18 protein-coding genes and 1 pseudogene are annotated in these 16,731 nt (G+C 71.3%); 15 read left to right on the forward strand and 4 right to left on the reverse strand.

Going from position 1 to position 16,731, the window contains the following annotated elements:
- Positions 1 to 20: 20 nt before the first annotated feature.
- Complete coding sequence (locus OG927_RS03540; protein ID WP_124283064.1) at positions 21 to 899, forward strand: acyl-CoA thioesterase; 879 nt, start codon at positions 21 to 23, stop codon at positions 897 to 899.
- A gap of 17 nt (positions 900 to 916) precedes the next feature.
- Here OG927_RS03540 and OG927_RS03545 read toward each other — a convergent pair whose 3' ends face one another.
- On the reverse strand, positions 917 to 1,147 hold the full coding sequence (locus tag OG927_RS03545) for a DUF6011 domain-containing protein (RefSeq protein ID WP_209470983.1): 231 nt from the start codon (positions 1,145 to 1,147) through the stop codon (positions 917 to 919).
- A 47-nt stretch (positions 1,148 to 1,194) separates the two neighbouring features.
- Between OG927_RS03545 and OG927_RS03550 the strand changes: the two genes are divergently transcribed.
- The 4 genes from OG927_RS03550 (at position 1,195) to OG927_RS03565 (ending at position 6,114) form a co-directional block, all read left to right on the forward strand.
- On the forward strand, positions 1,195 to 1,887 hold the full coding sequence (locus tag OG927_RS03550) for a hypothetical protein (RefSeq protein WP_274922892.1): 693 nt from the start codon (positions 1,195 to 1,197) through the stop codon (positions 1,885 to 1,887).
- A 188-nt stretch (positions 1,888 to 2,075) separates the two neighbouring features.
- On the forward strand, positions 2,076 to 3,044 hold the full coding sequence (locus OG927_RS03555) for a DUF389 domain-containing protein (protein ID WP_330319685.1): 969 nt from the start codon (positions 2,076 to 2,078) through the stop codon (positions 3,042 to 3,044).
- A gap of 124 nt (positions 3,045 to 3,168) precedes the next feature.
- Positions 3,169 to 4,599, forward strand: coding sequence for a DUF2252 domain-containing protein (locus OG927_RS03560; RefSeq protein ID WP_056795446.1), 1,431 nt, complete (start codon positions 3,169 to 3,171; stop codon positions 4,597 to 4,599).
- 180 nt (positions 4,600 to 4,779) lie between these two features.
- The gene (locus OG927_RS03565; RefSeq protein WP_209470981.1) at positions 4,780 to 6,114 is read left to right on the forward strand and encodes a chloride channel protein; all 1,335 of its coding nucleotides are present in this window, start codon (positions 4,780 to 4,782) and stop codon (positions 6,112 to 6,114) included.
- Here the strand turns inward: OG927_RS03565 and OG927_RS03570 are convergent.
- Complete coding sequence (locus tag OG927_RS03570) at positions 6,068 to 6,499, reverse strand: DUF7144 family membrane protein (RefSeq protein ID WP_056795452.1); 432 nt, start codon at positions 6,497 to 6,499, stop codon at positions 6,068 to 6,070. The genes OG927_RS03565 and OG927_RS03570 overlap by 47 nt on opposite strands.
- 152 nt (positions 6,500 to 6,651) lie before the next feature.
- Between OG927_RS03570 and OG927_RS03575 the strand changes: the two genes are divergently transcribed.
- Genes OG927_RS03575 through OG927_RS03585 form a run of 3 tightly spaced genes read left to right on the forward strand, consistent with a single transcriptional unit; the run spans position 6,652 to position 8,311 of the window.
- Positions 6,652 to 7,227, forward strand: coding sequence for a helix-turn-helix domain-containing protein (locus tag OG927_RS03575; RefSeq protein ID WP_319099206.1), 576 nt, complete (start codon positions 6,652 to 6,654; stop codon positions 7,225 to 7,227).
- A 20-nt stretch (positions 7,228 to 7,247) separates the two neighbouring features.
- On the forward strand, positions 7,248 to 7,790 hold the full coding sequence (locus OG927_RS03580) for a GNAT family N-acetyltransferase (protein ID WP_056795461.1): 543 nt from the start codon (positions 7,248 to 7,250) through the stop codon (positions 7,788 to 7,790).
- A gap of 32 nt (positions 7,791 to 7,822) precedes the next feature.
- A complete protein-coding gene (locus tag OG927_RS03585) occupies positions 7,823 to 8,311 on the forward strand; it encodes a glutathione peroxidase (protein WP_056795465.1) in 489 nt (162 codons plus the stop codon).
- Positions 8,312 to 8,366: 55 nt separating this feature from the next.
- On the opposite strand, the gene OG927_RS03590 is transcribed toward OG927_RS03585, so the two are convergent.
- A complete protein-coding gene (locus OG927_RS03590; RefSeq protein WP_330319686.1) occupies positions 8,367 to 9,593 on the reverse strand; it encodes an acyl-CoA dehydrogenase family protein in 1,227 nt (408 codons plus the stop codon).
- Positions 9,594 to 9,769: 176 nt separating this feature from the next.
- On the opposite strand from OG927_RS03590, the gene OG927_RS03595 reads away from it, so the two are divergent.
- Complete coding sequence (locus OG927_RS03595; RefSeq protein WP_056795473.1) at positions 9,770 to 10,420, forward strand: TetR family transcriptional regulator; 651 nt, start codon at positions 9,770 to 9,772, stop codon at positions 10,418 to 10,420.
- Positions 10,421 to 10,446: 26 nt separating this feature from the next.
- Here the strand turns inward: OG927_RS03595 and def are convergent, their stop codons facing one another.
- Positions 10,447 to 10,992: a peptide deformylase gene (def, locus tag OG927_RS03600; RefSeq protein WP_319099207.1), complete on the reverse strand. Its 546-nt coding sequence runs from the start codon at positions 10,990 to 10,992 to the stop codon at positions 10,447 to 10,449.
- A 114-nt stretch (positions 10,993 to 11,106) separates the two neighbouring features.
- Between def and OG927_RS03605 the strand changes: the two genes are divergently transcribed.
- The 6 genes and pseudogenes from OG927_RS03605 to OG927_RS03630 all read left to right on the forward strand — a co-directional run bounded on the left by OG927_RS03605 (position 11,107) and on the right by OG927_RS03630 (position 16,310).
- The gene (locus OG927_RS03605; RefSeq protein WP_056795484.1) at positions 11,107 to 12,345 is read left to right on the forward strand and encodes a Mur ligase family protein; all 1,239 of its coding nucleotides are present in this window, start codon (positions 11,107 to 11,109) and stop codon (positions 12,343 to 12,345) included.
- 34 nt (positions 12,346 to 12,379) lie between these two features.
- The gene (locus OG927_RS03610; RefSeq protein ID WP_056795487.1) at positions 12,380 to 13,108 is read left to right on the forward strand and encodes a type 1 glutamine amidotransferase; all 729 of its coding nucleotides are present in this window, start codon (positions 12,380 to 12,382) and stop codon (positions 13,106 to 13,108) included.
- Positions 13,109 to 13,312: 204 nt separating this feature from the next.
- Positions 13,313 to 14,338 (forward strand): 6-phosphofructokinase, encoded by a 1,026-nt coding sequence (locus OG927_RS03615; protein WP_056795490.1) that lies wholly within the window; start codon positions 13,313 to 13,315, stop codon positions 14,336 to 14,338.
- Between the two features lie 111 nt (positions 14,339 to 14,449).
- Positions 14,450 to 15,400, forward strand: coding sequence for a cytochrome c oxidase assembly protein (locus OG927_RS03620; RefSeq protein ID WP_056795493.1), 951 nt, complete (start codon positions 14,450 to 14,452; stop codon positions 15,398 to 15,400).
- Between the two features lie 66 nt (positions 15,401 to 15,466).
- Positions 15,467 to 15,625, forward strand: coding sequence for a hypothetical protein (locus tag OG927_RS03625; RefSeq protein ID WP_107103313.1), 159 nt, complete (start codon positions 15,467 to 15,469; stop codon positions 15,623 to 15,625).
- A gap of 468 nt (positions 15,626 to 16,093) precedes the next feature.
- Positions 16,094 to 16,310: pseudogene (locus tag OG927_RS03630) on the forward strand (hypothetical protein).
- Positions 16,311 to 16,731: the final 421 nt, after the last annotated feature.

Genomic DNA, 16,731 nt, shown 5'->3' on the forward strand with positions numbered 1-16,731 from the left:
CGAGAGTGGAGACGAACGTCATGACGACGAACCCCGCCGAGCGACTGGTCGATCTTCTCGACCTGGAGCGGATCGAGGTCAACATCTTCCGTGGCCGCAGCCCCGAGGAGTCCCTGCAACGGGTCTTCGGCGGGCAGGTCGCGGGGCAGGCGCTGGTCGCGGCGGGCCGCACCACCGACGGGGACCGTCCGGTGCACTCGCTGCACGCCTACTTCCTGCGGCCGGGACGCCCCGGCGTGCCGATCGTGTACGACGTCGAGCGGGTGCGGGACGGCCGGTCCTTCACCACCCGCCGCGTCACGGCCGTGCAGCAGGGCCGGACGATCTTCAACCTGACGGCGTCCTTCCACCGCCCCGAGGAGGCGGGCTTCGAGCACCAGCTGCCGCCCGCCCGCACGGTGCCGGACCCCGAGGACCTGCCGACGGTCGCCGATGAGGTGCGGGAGCACCTGGGCGGGCTGCCGGAGGCACTGGAGCGGATGGCGCGGCGCCAGCCCTTCGACATCCGCTATGTCGACCGGCTGCGCTGGACGCAGGAGGAGATCAAGGACGCGGACCCGCGCAGCGCGGTGTGGATGCGTGCGGTGGGCCCGCTGGGCGACGACCCGCTCGTGCACACCTGCGCGCTGACGTACGCGAGCGACATGACGCTGCTCGACGCGGTGCGGATCCCGGTGGAGCCGCTGTGGGGGCCGCGGGGCTTCGACATGGCCTCGCTGGACCACGCCATGTGGTTCCACCGGCCGTTCCGGGCGGACGAGTGGTTCCTGTACGACCAGGAGTCGCCGATCGCCACGGGCGGCCGCGGTCTCGCCAGGGGGCGGATCTACGACCGCCAGGGGCAGTTGCTGGTGTCGGTGGTCCAGGAGGGCCTGTTCCGCCGCCTCGACGGCGCGTAGACCCGCTCCCGAGGGGGTCAGGTGCCGGGCAGCGGGTCCTGGTCCACCTCATGACGGCGGGTCCGGATGTCCGGGCCCGCCGGGTGCAGTTTGGCGTCGCAGGCGGGGCCGAGTCCGGTGCGGCGTGATTCCACGCCGGTGAGGGGCCGTCCGCAGAGGGCGCACCGCACCGGGCGGCGGGCCTCGCGTCGGCCGGCTTCCGGCTGCGGTCCGGGAAAGAGTTCGGGAAGGGGCTCGGGGGACTTCACACGAGGATCCTCTCAAGCCGGTAGGACACACCACGGAGGGCACAGCGGTGAGCAGCGTACTGAGGATGGTGCCCGCGCAACGGGACGAGGGTGGGGCCACCGGAGGGGGCGCCGCGGCTCCGGTGGGGCACCTGGTGCTGTGTGCGGACGGCTCGGTGCCGGAGCACGTGGCGGCGTACGTGGAACGCGAACTGCCGCCGGGCGGCATACCCGCCTACCGGGCGGCACGGGGCAGCGGTACGCGTTCCTTCGTGCTGTGGGCGGACGAGCGGCGCCGGGAGCGGCTGGCCACGGTGGTGACCCTGTCGGCCGCCAAGGGGGTCGCGTCCTACCAGGTGCTCGGCGCGCACGGTGAGCTCATAGGCACGGTCGTCCGCGAGAAGGCGCTCCGGGGCAGGGGTCTGCGCACCCGCTGGACGGTGACGCCGGGGGGCGGGGCGGAGGCGGTGGGCCTGAAGGGCCGGATCCTCTGGTGGTACGTGTGGTGGCTGCTGTCCCCGCTGCAGACCCTGATCATCGTGCTGAGCCTGCTCAGCGGGAGCGGTGACGCGGCCCGGGGGCCCCGTCGCATCGTGTGGCGTGCGGGCGGGGAGGTCCCGCTGGAGTTCAGGTCGAAGGACGACACGGTGCGTCTGCACTCGCCCGGGTACGACCGGCGGCTCGGCGCGGCCCTCGTGGCCCTCCTGCGGAGCTACGACAGCTGGCTGCTCGGCACGGAGTGGGACGACGGGAAGAAGTGACGGGGGTCCGGTCGCACCGGCCGGTCGTGTGACTCGTCGAGGGTGCGCGTCTGCAGGTCGTCCACCGGACCGTGTGCGGCTGTGGGAGGGTATCCCCCCATGACCGTCCAATCTCTGGCATACCGCCGCGTAAGCCACCATCCGCCACACGGCGTCCGGCCTCCCGGCCCGCTCGGCGGAGGCACGGGATGGACATGATCCATATCCGTGCGGTCAGCCCTCCGGACCGCACGGACGGGATCGTGGAGTGCCTCGCCGACGACCCGTTCGTCCTGAACCTGATCGTGCACCGGGGCGCGGCGCGCAACCCGGACGGCGACACGGTCGCCTGCGACGTGCTGGCGGGGGCGGCGAACGACGTTCTGCGGGGTCTGCGGGACCTGGAGACCGACGTGCGCGGCTCCCTCGTCATCGAGCCGGTGGACACGGCGTTCGTGGGGCGGGCCTCCGAGGGCGCCGCCGGTCGCCTCAGGGCACTGCCCAGCGCCCCGGTCTGGGACCAGGTGGAGGCGCGCATCAGGTCCGAGGGGAGATACGCACCGAGCTTCTACCTGTACCTCGTCATCGCGGGGCTGATCGGTTCGGTCGGCATCGTCACCAACTCGCAGATCCTGATCGTCGCGGCCATGGTCGTCGGTCCCGAGTACGGGGCGATCGTCGCCGTGGCCCTGGGCATCGACCGGGGCGACCGGGGCATGGTCCGGCGGGGGCTGTCCGCCCTCTGCGCGGGGTTCCTGCTGACGATCCTGGTGACCTTCCTCTTCAGCCTCCTCATCCGCGGATTCGGATTCCAGTCGGAGGCGTTCGACGCCGGGCTGCGGCCGGTCTCCAACCTGATCAACACGCCCAACTTCTTCTCGGTCGCCGTCGCGACCCTGGCCGGCATCGTGGGCATCGTGTCGCTCACCGAGGCCAGGACGAGCGCCCTCCTCGGCGTGTTCATCTCGGTCACGACCATCCCCGCCGCGTCGGACATCAGCGTGTCCGTCGCGTTCACCAGCTGGCCCGAGGCAGGGGGCTCGCTCATCCAGCTGCTGGTCAACATCGCGGTGCTCATCCTGGTGGGTACCGCTGCGCTCCGGTGCCAGCGGGCGCTCTGGCGGCGAGTGGACCGGAAGCGGCGCGCAGCGGGTCTGACCGGCACGCGTACGCCGTGACGGGTGTACGCCGGGCCTGACCCGCGTACGCCGGGCGTCATCGCCGGAACAGGCCGAAGTCCGCGCGAGCCGGGATGATGGTGGACAGGCTTCGCATGCCGCTCAGGCAGTCAGGAGGTCCGCGATGGCCCAGGACGCCACCTCGCCGCTCCGCGCCGTACCGGGCGCGACACCCGCGGAGCGGGCCGCTCTCGGCAGAGCGGCCCGCCGCCGGGCGCCCCGGTCCGGCCATGCCGTGTTCGAGCCGCCGGCGGACCGGCCCGACGCCCTCGACATCCTCCGCACCCAGTCGGAGGCCAGGGTCCCCGAGCTCGTCCCGATCCGGTACGCGCGGATGACCGAGTCCCCGTTCCGCTACTACCGGGGGGCCGCCGCCGTGATGGCCTCCGACCTGGCCGGCACACCGGACTCGGGCATCCGGACCCAGCTGTGCGGTGACGCCCACCTGCTGAACTTCAGGCTGCTCGCGTCCCCCGAGCGCAATCTGCTGTTCGACATCAACGACTTCGACGAGACGCTGCCGGGCCCCTGGGAATGGGACGTCAAACGCCTCGCGGCCAGCCTCGTCATCGCGGGGCGGGCGAACGGCTTCTCGGACCGGGAGCGGGCGGACATCGTCCGGGCCACGGTGCGTTCGTACCGGGAGTCGATGATCCGGTTCGCGGGCATGCGCAATCTCGACGTCTGGTACTCCCGGACCGATGAGGACCTCCTGCGCGCCGTGGCCGCGGAGAAGCTGGCCCCGCGCGGGCGCAGACGGCTGGCCAGGGCAACGGCGAAGGCGCGCACCAGGGACAGTCTGCAGGCCTTCGACAAGCTCACCGAGATGACGGAGGGGCAGCTCCGGATCGCCGCGGACCCGCCCCTGCTCGTGCGGTTCGCCGACCTGCTGCCCGACCCGGAACGCGAGGCACTGCAGGAGCGGGTCCGCAAGCTGCTCCGGGGCTACGGCCGCAGCCTCCCCTCGGACCGCAGGGCCCTGCTCGCGGACTTCCGTCCGGTGGACATGGCCCGCAAGGTCGTGGGGGTGGGCAGCGTCGGGACGCGGTGCTGGATCATCCTGCTGCTGGGCCGGGACGGCTCGGACCCGCTCTTCCTCCAGGCGAAGGAGGCCGACACCTCGGCGCTCGCGCCGTACGCCGGGCCGAGCGTGTACCGGAACCAGGGCGAGCGGGTGGTCGCGGGCCAGCGCATGATGCAGGCCGCCGGCGACATCTTCCTCGGCTGGGAGCGGGTGAACGGGATCGACGGCAGGCGCCGCGACTTCTACGTGCGCCAGCTGCGCGACTGGAAGGGCATCGCCGAGCCGGAGCTCATGGTGCCGCGCGGGATGGGCACGTTCGGCGAGCTGTGCGGCACGACGCTGGCCCGCGCCCACGCGCGGTCCGGCGACCGGATCGCCATCGCGGCGTACCTGGGGCACGGCAATGTGTTCGACCGGGCGCTGGAGACGTTCGCCGAACGGTACGCCGACCGGAACGAGCGGGATCACCGGGCACTGACCGAAGCGGTGGCCGCCGGCCGGGTCCCGGCGGCCCAGGAGGGCGACGGGTAGGGCCTTTCACCGGTTCGTGCCGGGCCCACGCGCCCCGGTCCTCCGCGTCGGGGCACACCGGACGCGCCACACCCCGAAAATGAGACATCACAGACAGAACGGCACATCGTGGTATCACCGTGTGGACCGCGCCGGCACAGCACGATCCGGCCGGGACCCGACGCGGAGGAGAACATGACGATGTCGGCCGAACCGGCCGGAGCGCCCGGCGTGGAAGCCTCCGACCCGATGAAGGTCGTACACACCCGGCGGTATCTGGTGCTCCTCATCATGGTGGCGATCCTCGGCGTCCCCATCTCCGCGGCGGCGTTCGGCTTCCTGGCCCTCGTCCATGAACTCCAGTTGCTGACCTATCAGGATCTGCCCCGGGCCCTGGGCTTCGAAGGCACGCCGTCGTGGTGGCCGGTGCCGCTGCTCGCCGTGGCCGGCCTGCTGACCGGACTGACCATCCGCCACCTCCCGGGCCTGGGCGGGCACAGGCCCGCCGAAGGCATGGCGCACTCGGGACCGCCGGCCGCCTCGGAGCTTCCGGGGATCGCACTGGCCGCGCTGGCCTCCCTCGGGCTCGGCGCGGTGCTCGGCCCGGAGGCTCCCCTCATCGCCCTCGGTGGGGGCCTGGCGGTGTACGCGGTACGCCTGGTCCGACCCGGCATCGAGCCCGGCGGGCGCGCCATGGTGGCGGCTGCCGGGAGTTTCGCCGCGGTCAGCGCCCTGCTGGGCTCGCCGCTCCTCGGCGCCTTCCTGCTGATGGAGGCGTCCGGCCTCGCCGGGGTGATGCTCGGCGTGGTGCTGGTACCGGGGCTGCTCGCCTCGGGCATCGGCTCGCTCGTCTTCATCGGCCTGGGGTCGTGGACGGGGCTGGGAACGTACTCCCTGAAGCTCCCCCACGTGCCGCACGCACCCCAGCCGACCCTCGCCGAATTCGGCTGGGCCGTCGCCCTGGGACTCGCGGCGGCTCTCGCGGGCACGGGGATCAGGCGGCTCTCCCTGTTCCTGCAGGAGCGGGTCGAGCGGCGCACCGTGGTGGCCACCACGGTGATGGGCGTGATCGTCGGCGTGCTCGCGCTCCTGTACGCCGAGAGCACCGGGGAGGGCGCCTCCGAGGTGCTCTATTCGGGCCAGGACGCCCTGGGCGGGCTGCTCAGCGACGACGCCGCGTACTCCGCCGGTACGCTCCTCGTGCTCATCGCCTGCAAGGCGCTCGCGTACTGCGCGTCGTTGAGCAGCTTCCGGGGCGGCCCCATCTTCCCCTCGATGTTCCTGGGGGCCGCGGGCGGACTGGCCCTGTCCCATCTGCCCGGCCTGAACGCGACGTCGGGTTTCGCGATGGGCATCGGCGCCATGTGTGTGGCGATGCTGAAGCTGCCGATGACGTCGGTGCTGCTGGCCACACTGCTGCTGGGCTCCCAGGGCATCACCGTGATGCCTCTCGTGATCGTCTCGGTGGTCGTCTCCTACGTCCTCGTACTCAGGCTCGAGCGTCCCGTTGCGGCCCGGCACACAGCGCCCAGATGACGATGATGTACATGGCGATCAGCACGAGCGACCAGAACGGGTAGTACGGCAGCCACAGGAAGTGGGCGACCACGCCCAGCCCCGCGAGCAGGACTCCGACGGCACGCGCCCACAGGGCACCCGTGAACAGGGCGCAGCCCGCCAGGAGGATGACGATGCCCAGAATGAGGTGGACCCATCCCCAGCCGGTCAGGTTGAACTGGAACACGTAGTTGCGGGTGGCGACGAACACGTCGTCCTTGGCGATGGCGGCGATCCCCTCGAGGATGGCCATGGCTCCGCCGAAGATCATCAGCACCGCCGCGAAGACGGTCCAGCCGGACGGGGATGGCCGCGAGCCCACGGTGTCGTGATCCGCTCGCGTACCGCTCACATTTCTGGCCATGTCGGCCTCCTCGGATCTCCCGCCGCCACCCGCCCGAATGAACTGGTATGCGGCTTATTTCACCTTTATTAGCCTGACATGGCGTCACCCGATCGGCGCGCCGGGACGACACTCTCTCGGCTGTATCTCTTTTCAGGGATACGATCCTGAATATGAGAGAAAGCGACGTACTGGATGCAGTCGACGCCCGGCTCGCCGCCCGGCTGAGCCAGCTCCGCACCGAGCGCGGCTGGTCCCTGGACGAGTTGTCCCGGCGCACCGGGGTGAGCCGGTCGACCCTGTCACGGCTGGAGCGCGGCGAGCTGAGTCCCACCGCCACCGCGCTCGGACGGCTCTGCTCCGCCTACGGGCGGACGATGTCGCGCCTCCTGATGGAGGTCGAGGCCGAGCCGCCGGTCCTCGTGCCTGTCGCACAGCAGCCGGTGTGGCGGGACGAGCGCTCCGGCTTCGTACGCCGCTCCGTCTCACCGCCGCACGCCGGGCTCCGCGCCGAGATCGTCGAGGGGACGCTCGACGCAGGGGCCGCCCTGTCCTACGAGAACCCGCCCGTGCCCGGTGTCGAGCAGCACATCTGGGTACTCGAAGGCACGGTCGAGATCACCGTCGACGACACCGCGCACACCGTGAGCGCTGGCGACTGCCTGCGCTTCCGGCTGCACGGCCCCTCGCACTTCCACTGCCCCGGCCCCGAACGGGTCCGCTACGCCCTGATGATCGTCCTGCCGTGAATGTGAAAGGACCCCGCTCCATGACCGAGATCGTCCCCGTGTCCGGCCCCGAGCTCGTCACGTACGCCGACGAACTGGCCGCCCTGCTGATCGACACCGTGGAGGGCGGAGCCTCGGTGGGGTTCCTGACCCCGCTGGACCGGGCGTCCGCCGCCACCTGGTGGCGGGAGCGGGCCGTGGCGGTCGAGGAGGGGCGCCACCAGGTCTGGATCGCCCGTGACGGGGAGCGGCTGGCCGGCACGATCGGACTGGTCAAGCCCGCTCTGCCCAACGCCCGCCACCGCGCGGAGGTCGCCAAACTGATGGTGCGGCCCTCGTCCCGCGGCCACGGCGTCGGCCGGGCCCTGCTGGCGGCCGTCGAGCGGTCCGCGGCGGCGGAGGGGCTGACCCTGCTGGTCCTGGACACCGAGACCGGCAGCCCCGCCGAACGGCTGTACAGCGCGGCGGGCTGGACGGAGTGCGGGTCGATTCCCGCGTACGCCGGGGACCCGGCCGGCGTACTGAGGGCGACCACCTTCTACTACAAGGCGGTCGGCCCCGCGAATCCCGTGACGGCACAATGAACAGCGACGCCACGCTATCGAGGAGATTCCCCATGACGCTGCACGACATCCCGCTCCGCACCCTGACCGGCGAGCCGACCACCCTCGGGGCCTACGAGGGCTCGGCGGTCCTGCTGGTGAACGTCGCCTCCAAGTGCGGCCTCACCCCGCAGTACGCCGGCCTGGAGCGGCTCCAGAAGGAGTACGGGGAGCGCGGGTTCACCGTACTCGGCGTGCCCTGCAACCAGTTCGCGGGCCAGGAGCCGGGCACGGCCGAGGAGATCCAGACCTTCTGCTCGACGACGTACGGGGTCAGCTTCCCGCTCCTGGAGAAGGTCGACGTCAACGGAGAGGACCGTCACCCGCTGTACACGGAGCTGACGAAGCTCGCGGACGCCGAGGGCGCGGCCGGGGACGTCCAGTGGAACTTCGAGAAGTTCCTGGTCTCCCCGGCCGGCGAGCCGGTCGCCCGGATCCGCCCCCGGACCGAGCCGGAGGCCCCCGAGGTCCTGGCCGTCATCGAGGCGAACCTGCCCCGGTAGCAGGAGCAGGACGCGCGGGGCCGGACCGTCCCACGGTCCGGCCCCGCGGTGACCGCTAGCGGATCGGCATCCCCGACAGGGTGCGGGCGATCACCAGGCGCTGGATCTCGCTCGTGCCCTCGAAGATGGTGTAGATCGCGGCGTCCCGGTGCATGCGCTCCACCGGATACTCCCGGGTGAAGCCGTTGCCGCCGAGGATCTGGACGGCCTGGGCCGTGACCGCCTTCGCCGTCTCGCTCGCGTAGAGCTTCGACATCGATCCCTCGGCCGAGTCGAAGGGCTTCCCGGCGCTCGCCATCCAGGACGCACGCCAGACCAGCAGCCGGGCGGCGTCGATCCGCGTGCGCATGTCGGCCAGCTGGAACGCGATGCCCTGGTTGTCGATGATCGGGCGGCCGAACTGGCTCCGGGTCTTCGCGTAGTCGAGGGCGACCTCGTACGCGGCGCGGGCGGTGCCGACGGCCATGGCGCCGACGGCCGGGCGGGATGCCTCGAAGGTGGCCATGGCGGCGTTCTTGACCCGCTCCCCGCCGGACTTGGCGCGCTCCCGGGCCCTGGCGAGCCGCTCGTCGAGCTTCTCCTTGCCGCCGAGCAGGCAGTGCCCGGGGACCCGGGCGTCCTCCAGGACCACTTCGGCGGTGTGCGAGGCGCGGATGCCGTGCTTCTTGAACTTCTGCCCCTGGGACAGCCCCGGGGTGGCGGGCGGGACGATGAACGAGGCGTGGCCCTTCGAGCCCAGCGCCGGGTCGACCACGGCGACGACGACGTGGACGTTGGCGATTCCGCCGTTGGTCGCCCAGGTCTTGGTGCCGTTGAGGATCCACTCGTCGTTGGCCTCGTCGTACACCGCGCGGGTGCGCATGGCGCCCACGTCGGAGCCGGCGTCCGGCTCGGAGGAGCAGAAGGCGGCGAGCTTCACATCGTCGGCGTCGCCGTACATCTGCGGGATCCAGGTGCCGATCTGCTCCTCGGTGCCGTTGGCGAGGACGCCCACGGCCGCCAGGCCCGTACCGACGATCGACAGGGCGATGCCGGCGTCCCCCCAGAACAGCTCCTCCATGGCCACGGGGATGCCGAGGCCCGTAGGGTCGAAGAACTGCTGGGCATAGAAGTCGAGGGAGTAGATGCCTACCTTGGCCGCCTCCTGGATGACGGGCCAGGGCGTTTCCTCACGCTCGTCCCACTCCGAAGCGGCCGGTCGGATCACATCCGCGGCGAAGCCGTGAAGCCAGTCACGGACCTGCTTCTGGTCGTCGTTGAGCTCGAGCGTGAACTCGGCCATGTTCCCTCCATGCGCTTTCGGACAAGCATACGTTACTCGCGGTAACACCAGTCTGTTACCAGCAAGTAGTCACTGTCAACCGGTCAGCCGGGGATCAACGACCGTCGGACCATGGTGTTACGTTGCCCGGGCGTCAAGAGATCGCAGGACAGCTTGCGGGGGCGGGGAGAGACGACATGGAGACCACAAGAGGGGCCGAGCGACAGCGGACCGCCGCCGAGCGCCGCCGCCGGGAGCTCCTGGAGGCCGCGGACCGCGTGGTGCTCCGGGACGGCCCGCAGGCGTCGATGAACGCGATCGCCGCGGAGGCCGGGATCACCAAACCCATCCTCTACCGCCACTTCGGCGACAAGGGCGGCCTCTACCGCGCCCTGGCCAAGCGCCATACCGACGCCCTGCTGAGCGCCCTGCGGGCCGCGCTCGACGCCCCGTCCGAGCGGCGCGAGCGGGTCGAGGCGACCCTGGACACGTATCTCGCGGCGATCGAGGCCCGTCCGCAGGTCTACCGCTTCCTGATGCACCCGTCCGACGACGCGGCACCCTCCCCCGAGCAGGGCTTCGACGTCGGCCGGCACTCGGCACCGCTGCTGCGCCGCCTCGGCGAGGAGCTGGGCAAGGTGATCTCCGAGCGGGTCGACCTCGGCCCCGACAGCGAACAGACGGCCCGCATCTGGGGCCACGGCATCGTCGGCATGATGCACGCGGCCGGCGACTGGTGGCTGGGCGACCGGCCCTGCTCGCGCGAGCAGCTGGTACGCAGTCTCGCCGATCTACTCTGGGGCAGGCTGGCCGAGGCCGGCGACCTCCCGGGCGGCCCGGGCTTCTGACCCGCCGCCCCCGTCCGTCCCCCGGATCAGTCCGTACGCGCCCACGGCGCCCGCCGGGCGGCGCGCAGCGCCCTGGCGCGACGGAGGCCGGTCAGCCGGTCCGTGTAGACCCGGCCGTCGAGGTGGTCGCACTCGTGCTGCAGACAGCGGGCGAACCAGCCGGTGCCGGTGACGCGCACCGGCTCGCCCGTGACGGTCCGGCCCTCGACCACGGCATGATCGAGGCGCGGGGTGCCCGCTTCGAGGCCGGGGAGTGAGAGGCACCCCTCCGGTCCGCGTACGGTGATCCCGTCCGCCTCGACGAGTACCGGATTGACGAGATGGCCGAGATGCCTAACCTCCTCGTCGTCCGGACAGTCGTAGACGAACACCTTGAGCGGAACCCCGACCTGGTTGGCGGCCAGTCCCACACCCTGCGCCGCGTACATGGTGGCGAACATGTCCTCGACCAGCGTCGCGAGTGAGGGCCCGAAGTCGGTGACGTCCTCGCAGGGGCTGTGGAGCACCGGGTCGCCGAACAGACTCATGGCACGGACGAGTCCGGAACTGCCGGGGATCGGGCGGTTTCGCATGGGGAGAAGGGTACGTTCCACGTGACCTCCACGTTCCGCCCGGTGCCGACGTGCGGTCGGGGTGCCGGACATCGATAGGCTGGGCGCGGACTGATGCAAGGAGGATCTAGGACGATGGCAGGCAACACGGAGCCGTTGTCGCCGCGGGCCAAGCTCGCCGTGACGGCGGGCAAAGCCGCGGCGGCGGTGTCACGCGCTGCGGGGCGTGGCAGCGGATCGGTGATCGGCGGCCGGGTGGCGCTCAAGCTCGACCCCGACCTGCTGGGGCGGCTGGCGCAACACCTGGACGTGATCCTCGTGTCCGCGACGAACGGCAAGACGACGACGACGAGGCTGATCGCCGAGGCACTGGGGGCCGCTGGGCCCGTCGTGTCGAACGCGCTCGGCGCCAACATGCCCGCGGGGATCACCTCCGCGCTGGCCGGCGGCTCGGACGCGAAGTACGGCGTGATCGAGGTCGACGAGAAGTACCTCGCCGGTGTCGCACGCGACACGACACCGAAGGTGATCGCGCTGCTCAACCTCTCGCGCGACCAGTTGGACCGCGCCGCCGAGACCCGGATGCTGGCCGAGAAGTGGCGGGAGGGCCTCTCCGGCTCCAAGGCCGTGATCGTGGCCAACGCCGACGACCCGCTGATCGTCTGGGCGGCGTCCTCCTCCCCCAACGTGGTGTGGGTCGCGGCGGGACAGGCGTGGAAGGACGACGCCTGGTCCTGCCCGTCCTGCGGCGGTGTGATGCAGCGCCCCGGTGACGACTGGTTCTGCGGCGAGTGCGGTTTCCGCCGCCCCGCCCCCAGCTGGGCGCTCAACGGCGACTACGTCCTGGACCCGCACGGGTCCGCGTGGCCGATCCACCTCCAGCTGCCGGGCCGCGCCAACAAGGCGAACGCCACCAGCTCGGCCGCGGTCGCCGCGGTGTTCGGCGTGCCGCCCCAGGTCGCCCTGGAGCGCATGTACCAGGTGCAGGCCGTGGCCGGCCGCTACGACGTCGTCACCTTCCTCGGCCGTGAGCTGCGGCTGCTGCTGGCGAAGAACCCGGCGGGCTGGCTGGAGACGTTCTCCCTGATCGACCCGCCGCCCACCCCGGTGATCCTCTCCGTGAACGCCCGCGGCGCCGACGGCACGGACACCTCGTGGCTCTGGGACGTCGACTACACCCAGCTGTACGGCCACCCGATCTTCGTGCTCGGGGACCGCAAGCTGGACCTCGCGGTCCGCCTGGAGGTCGCCGGTCTGGACTTCCGCGTCTGCGAGACCCTGGACGAGGCCGTCCAGATGTCTCCGCCCGGCCGCATCGAGGTCATCGCCAACTACACCGCCTTCCAGGATCTGCGCCGTCGTGTCGGCAACTGACCCCGGCGCGGGCGGCCCCCGGAGAGGACGAAACGTGAGCAACAACGGTCTGCGGCTGGTGTGGGTCTACCCGGACCTCCTCAGCACCTACGGCGATCAGGGCAACGCCCTCGTGGTGGAACGCCGGGCACGGCAGCGCGGTCTCGACGTGCAGCGCGTCGACGTGCGCAGTGACCAGCCCATCCCGACCTCGGGCGACATCTACCTGATCGGCGGGGGTGAGGACCGGCCACAGCGACTGGCGTCGGAGCGGCTGCGCCGCGACGGCGGACTGAGCCGGGCCGCCTCCAACGGCGCGATCATCTTCTCGGTCTGCGCGGGCTACCAGATCCTCGGCCACGAGTTCATCAACGACCTCGGCGAGCGCGAGCCCGGCCTCGGGCTGCTCGACGTGGTCTCCACGCGGGGCGAGGGCGCCCGGTGCGTCGGCGACGTGCTCGGGGACATCGACCCCAATCTCGGGCTGCCGCCGCTGACCGGGTTCGAGAACCACCAGGGCATCACCCACCTCGGCCCGACGGCCAGGCCGTTCGCCCGCACCCGGATCGGGCGGGGCAACGGCACGGGCGACGGCACCGAGGGCGCCTACAACGACACGGTCTTCGGTACGTACATGCACGGTCCCGTGCTGGCGCGCAACCCGCTGATCGCGGACCACCTGCTGAAGCTGGCCCTCGATGTGAACGCGCTGCCGCCGTGCGACGACCGTTGGTACGAGGCGCTGCGCGCCGAGCGGATCGCCTCGGCGACACAGCCCGCCTGACGCGCCCTCCGGCCGGCACGGCCCCCCGTGCGGACACGCCCTGTTGACGGGTTGTCCGGGATCGTGGGGTTTCGTGTCTGGCCGGTGGACGTCCAGCAGTCGGACGGTGGTTTCGGTCCCGCCACCTGACGCCGGTAAGGTGGCGGGGATCCAACCGGACGACGTGGTCCGGTCGTCGGCCCACGTTGCAAAGGTTTCCGGGCAATGCGAATTGGTGTGCTCACGTCCGGCGGCGACTGCCCCGGCCTCAACGCCGTGATCCGTTCCGTCGTCCACCGCGCGGTGGTCGACCACGGTGACGAGGTCATCGGCTTCCACGACGGTTGGCGGGGCCTCCTCGAATGTGACTACCGCAAGCTCGATCTCGACGCGGTGGGCGGCATTCTCGCCCGGGGCGGCACGATCCTCGGTTCCTCCCGGGTCCAGCCCGCGCATCTGCGCGACGGTGTGGAGCGGGCCAGGGGCCATGTCGCCGACCTCGGCCTGGACGCGATCATCCCGATCGGTGGCGAGGGCACGCTGAAGGCGGCCAACCTGCTCTCCGAGGCAGGGCTGCCCATCGTCGGTGTGCCCAAGACCATCGACAACGACATCTCCTCCACCGATGTGACCTTCGGTTTCGACACGGCCGTGGGCGTCGCCACTGATGCCCTCGACCGGCTGAAGACCACGGCCGAGTCGCACCAGCGGGTGCTGATCGTCGAGGTCATGGGGCGGCACACGGGCTGGATCGCCCTGCACTCGGGCATGGCGGCCGGTGCGCACGCCATCGTCGTCCCGGAGCGGCCCTTCGACATCGACGAGTTGACCGCGCTCGTCGGCCGGCGCTTCTCGGACGGCAAGAAGTTCGCGATCGTCGTCGTCGCGGAGGGCGCCAAGCCCCGCGAGGGCTCGATGGACTTCGACCAGGGCGCCAAGGACATCTACGGCCACGAGCGGTTCGCCGGAGTGGCGACGCAGCTCTCGGGCGAGCTGGAGCACCGCCTCGGCAAGGAGGCCCGCCCGGTGATCCTCGGTCACGTCCAGCGCGGTGGCACGCCGACCGCGTACGACCGTGTCCTGGCCACCCGCTTCGGCTGGCACGCGGTGGAGGCCGCTCACCGCGGTGAGTTCGGCATGATGACGGCGCTGCGCGGCACGGACATCACGATGGTTCCGCTGGCGGAGGCCGTGGAGACCCTGAAGACGGTCCCGGCCGAGCGCTACGCCGAGGCCCAGGTCGTGCTCTGACCGCATCGGATCCTCGTGTACCGCCCCCGGCCGCACCCGCGTCCGGGGGCGGTTCTAGTCTGGACCGGACAACCGGCACGAAACGGGGACGTCCCCAGCGGGAGTGAACAGATGGATCACAGCGGGCACGGCATGAACATGGATCTGCCGCCGTTCACGCTGGGACGCGGGCTCGAATTCTCCGCGGACCCGTTCTTCCTCATCGGCTGCGTCGTCGCACTCGCCCTGTACGGCTACGGGGTCGTGCGGCTCCGCAGCCGGGGCGACGGCTGGCCGGTGAACCGGAGTGTCTTCTTCGTCCTCGGCGTGCTGTCGATCGCTCTGGTGATGTGCACGGGGCTCAACGACTACGGCATGGTCATGTTCAGCGTGCACATGGTGCAGCACATGGTGATCAGCATGGTGTCGCCGATCCTGCTGCTGCTGGGCGCTCCGGTGACACTGGCGCTGCGGGCGCTCCCGGTGGCGGGCCGCGGCCGTACAGGTCCGCGCGAGCTGCTGCTCATGCTGCTGCACAGCCGCTACATGAAGATCATCACGCACCCCGTGTTCACGATCCCGCTCTTCATCGCAAGCCTGTACGGCCTCTACTTCACGCCCTTGTTCGACTTCCTGATGGGGTCGAAACCGGGCCACATCGCGATGATGGTGCACTTCCTGGCGGTCGGCCTGGTGTTCTTCTGGCCGATCATGGGCGTCGACCCCGGTCCGCACCGGCCCGGTTACGTGATGCGCATGCTGGAGCTCTTCGCGGGCATGCCGTTCCACGCGTTCTTCGGGATCGCGCTGATGATGGCGAGCCAGCCGATGGTGAAGGCGTACGAGAATCCTCCGGCCTCGCTCGGCATCGACGCGCTGAGCGACCAGACGGCGGCCGGCGGCATCGCCTGGGCGTTCAGCGAGATCCCGTCGGTCCTGGTGCTGATCGCGCTGGTCTTCCAGTGGTACCGCTCCGAGCAGCGCACGGCCAAGCGCTCCGACCGTGCCGCGGACCGGGACGGCGACCAGGAGCTGAAGGCGTACAACGCCTATCTCGCCTCGTTGCAGACACGCGGACAGTAGCGGTGGACGCCCCTGAGGGGTGACCATGGCTTCGACGGCCGTGCGGCCGGTGAGGAGCGTGTGCTCATGCCCGGATCCACGAAGACCATGGGAGTGCTCACCGTCGGAGCGCTGGTCGCGGTGACCGCGTACACGGTGGCCCTGGGAAGCAACGGCTGGCTGTGGTTCGGCTGGGTGGTGCTCGGACTCGCCACGCTCGGGATGCTCGCCACCCGCGACACCTGAGGTGTGGGCCGCCGCCCGGCATTCCGCGCGGCGGCCTCGGCAGCCGACCTGTGCCCACCCCGGACAGCAGGCGTCGGCACCGTGCGCGGGTGCCCCGGCGGCGTCACTCCGGTGACACCGCCGGACTACCGGCCGGATCGTCGTGTGCGGCGGGACCGCGCACACCGGCCGATGTGGGGCTCCGGCCACCTGACGCCTGTCCGCCGACCGTCCGGGCCGCAGCAGATCAGGGCGGTCCGGCTCCCGAGGAGCGGCTCGGACCCGGCCCTCGGGGCGAGAGGGTGTCGCTCTCCGGTTGCACGGCGGACTTCGCCGTCGAGTCGGTGCGGGAGTGATGGCCACAGGCGTGGAGGGCCGGCCGGGATCCGTACGCCCGCGACTGCGGGCCGGCCGAGGGTGCGCGGCACCGCACCCGACGGCCGGCACGGGCCGGATGCCGGGCGCAGGGCACGGGTGCAGGCTGGGAGTATGAGCGCGCCGATAGTCATCCACCGCCCCTCTGCGACCGGCGGCCGGCGGCCGGCGAGTCACCGTCCGGGGGCAGATCGTCGGCCTCGCCCACGACGATCACGACGTCGTGGAATTCCTGCGTCGGGCCGGCCTGCCCGACGCGGACCAATTGCTGGACGACTCCTCCTGGGTGCAGTGGCGCGGCGGCAGGGCACACCGGTACGAGGCGGCGTAGCCGCGGGATCTGTGTCGGCCAGCACAGACGGGACGGGAGACCGTTGCATTGTGATGTCGGACATGACGCGGCAACGGCCCGGCGCGGGTCCGCCGATCCGTGTGCGGCGCTGTCGGCCGGTCGGGGCTGCTGGGCGAGCAGGTAGAGGCCTCCGGCAGGTGGCGCAGGCCGGTGAGGGCGTGCTCGATGAACCGGTTGGCCGGGTGGCGGCGGCTTCGTCCCTGGCGGTCGCCTCTGCCCGGGAGTGGCCGGACGAGCCGGGTCGCCGCCGTCGGGCCGGTGTCCCTGACGTCACCGTCCGGCAGGAGAAGCGGTGGCCGGCGCTCGGTCTGCTGGACGACCGGATCGGGGGCTGACTCCTCCACCGGTGGTGTTCGACTACGCGGATGACGGCATCAGCGCCCCTGACGCATCGGCCTTC

Source organism: Streptomyces clavifer (genome assembly GCF_036345975.1).
In the GTDB taxonomy this organism is placed as follows: Bacteria; Actinomycetota; Actinomycetes; order Streptomycetales; family Streptomycetaceae; genus Streptomyces; species Streptomyces clavifer.

Bases quoted from the DNA above. Each gene is read 5' to 3' on its own strand.
- OG927_RS03540 (WP_124283064.1), top strand. From the start codon at position 21: ATGACGACGAACCCCGCCGAGCGACTGGTCGATCTTCTCGACCTGGAG.
- OG927_RS03555 (WP_330319685.1), top strand. From the start codon at position 2,076: ATGGACATGATCCATATCCGTGCGGTCAGCCCTCCGGACCGCACGGAC.
- OG927_RS03560 (WP_056795446.1), top strand. From the start codon at position 3,169: ATGGCCCAGGACGCCACCTCGCCGCTCCGCGCCGTACCGGGCGCGACA.
- OG927_RS03565 (WP_209470981.1), top strand. From the start codon at position 4,780: ATGTCGGCCGAACCGGCCGGAGCGCCCGGCGTGGAAGCCTCCGACCCG.
- OG927_RS03570 (WP_056795452.1), bottom strand. From the start codon at position 6,499: ATGGCCAGAAATGTGAGCGGTACGCGAGCGGATCACGACACCGTGGGC.
- OG927_RS03575 (WP_319099206.1), top strand. From the start codon at position 6,652: ATGAGAGAAAGCGACGTACTGGATGCAGTCGACGCCCGGCTCGCCGCC.
- OG927_RS03580 (WP_056795461.1), top strand. From the start codon at position 7,248: ATGACCGAGATCGTCCCCGTGTCCGGCCCCGAGCTCGTCACGTACGCC.
- OG927_RS03585 (WP_056795465.1), top strand. From the start codon at position 7,823: ATGACGCTGCACGACATCCCGCTCCGCACCCTGACCGGCGAGCCGACC.
- OG927_RS03590 (WP_330319686.1), bottom strand. From the start codon at position 9,593: ATGGCCGAGTTCACGCTCGAGCTCAACGACGACCAGAAGCAGGTCCGT.
- OG927_RS03595 (WP_056795473.1), top strand. From the start codon at position 9,770: ATGGAGACCACAAGAGGGGCCGAGCGACAGCGGACCGCCGCCGAGCGC.
- def (WP_319099207.1), bottom strand. From the start codon at position 10,992: ATGCGAAACCGCCCGATCCCCGGCAGTTCCGGACTCGTCCGTGCCATG.
- OG927_RS03605 (WP_056795484.1), top strand. From the start codon at position 11,107: ATGGCAGGCAACACGGAGCCGTTGTCGCCGCGGGCCAAGCTCGCCGTG.
- OG927_RS03615 (WP_056795490.1), top strand. From the start codon at position 13,313: ATGCGAATTGGTGTGCTCACGTCCGGCGGCGACTGCCCCGGCCTCAAC.
- OG927_RS03620 (WP_056795493.1), top strand. From the start codon at position 14,450: ATGGATCACAGCGGGCACGGCATGAACATGGATCTGCCGCCGTTCACG.
- OG927_RS03625 (WP_107103313.1), top strand. From the start codon at position 15,467: ATGCCCGGATCCACGAAGACCATGGGAGTGCTCACCGTCGGAGCGCTG.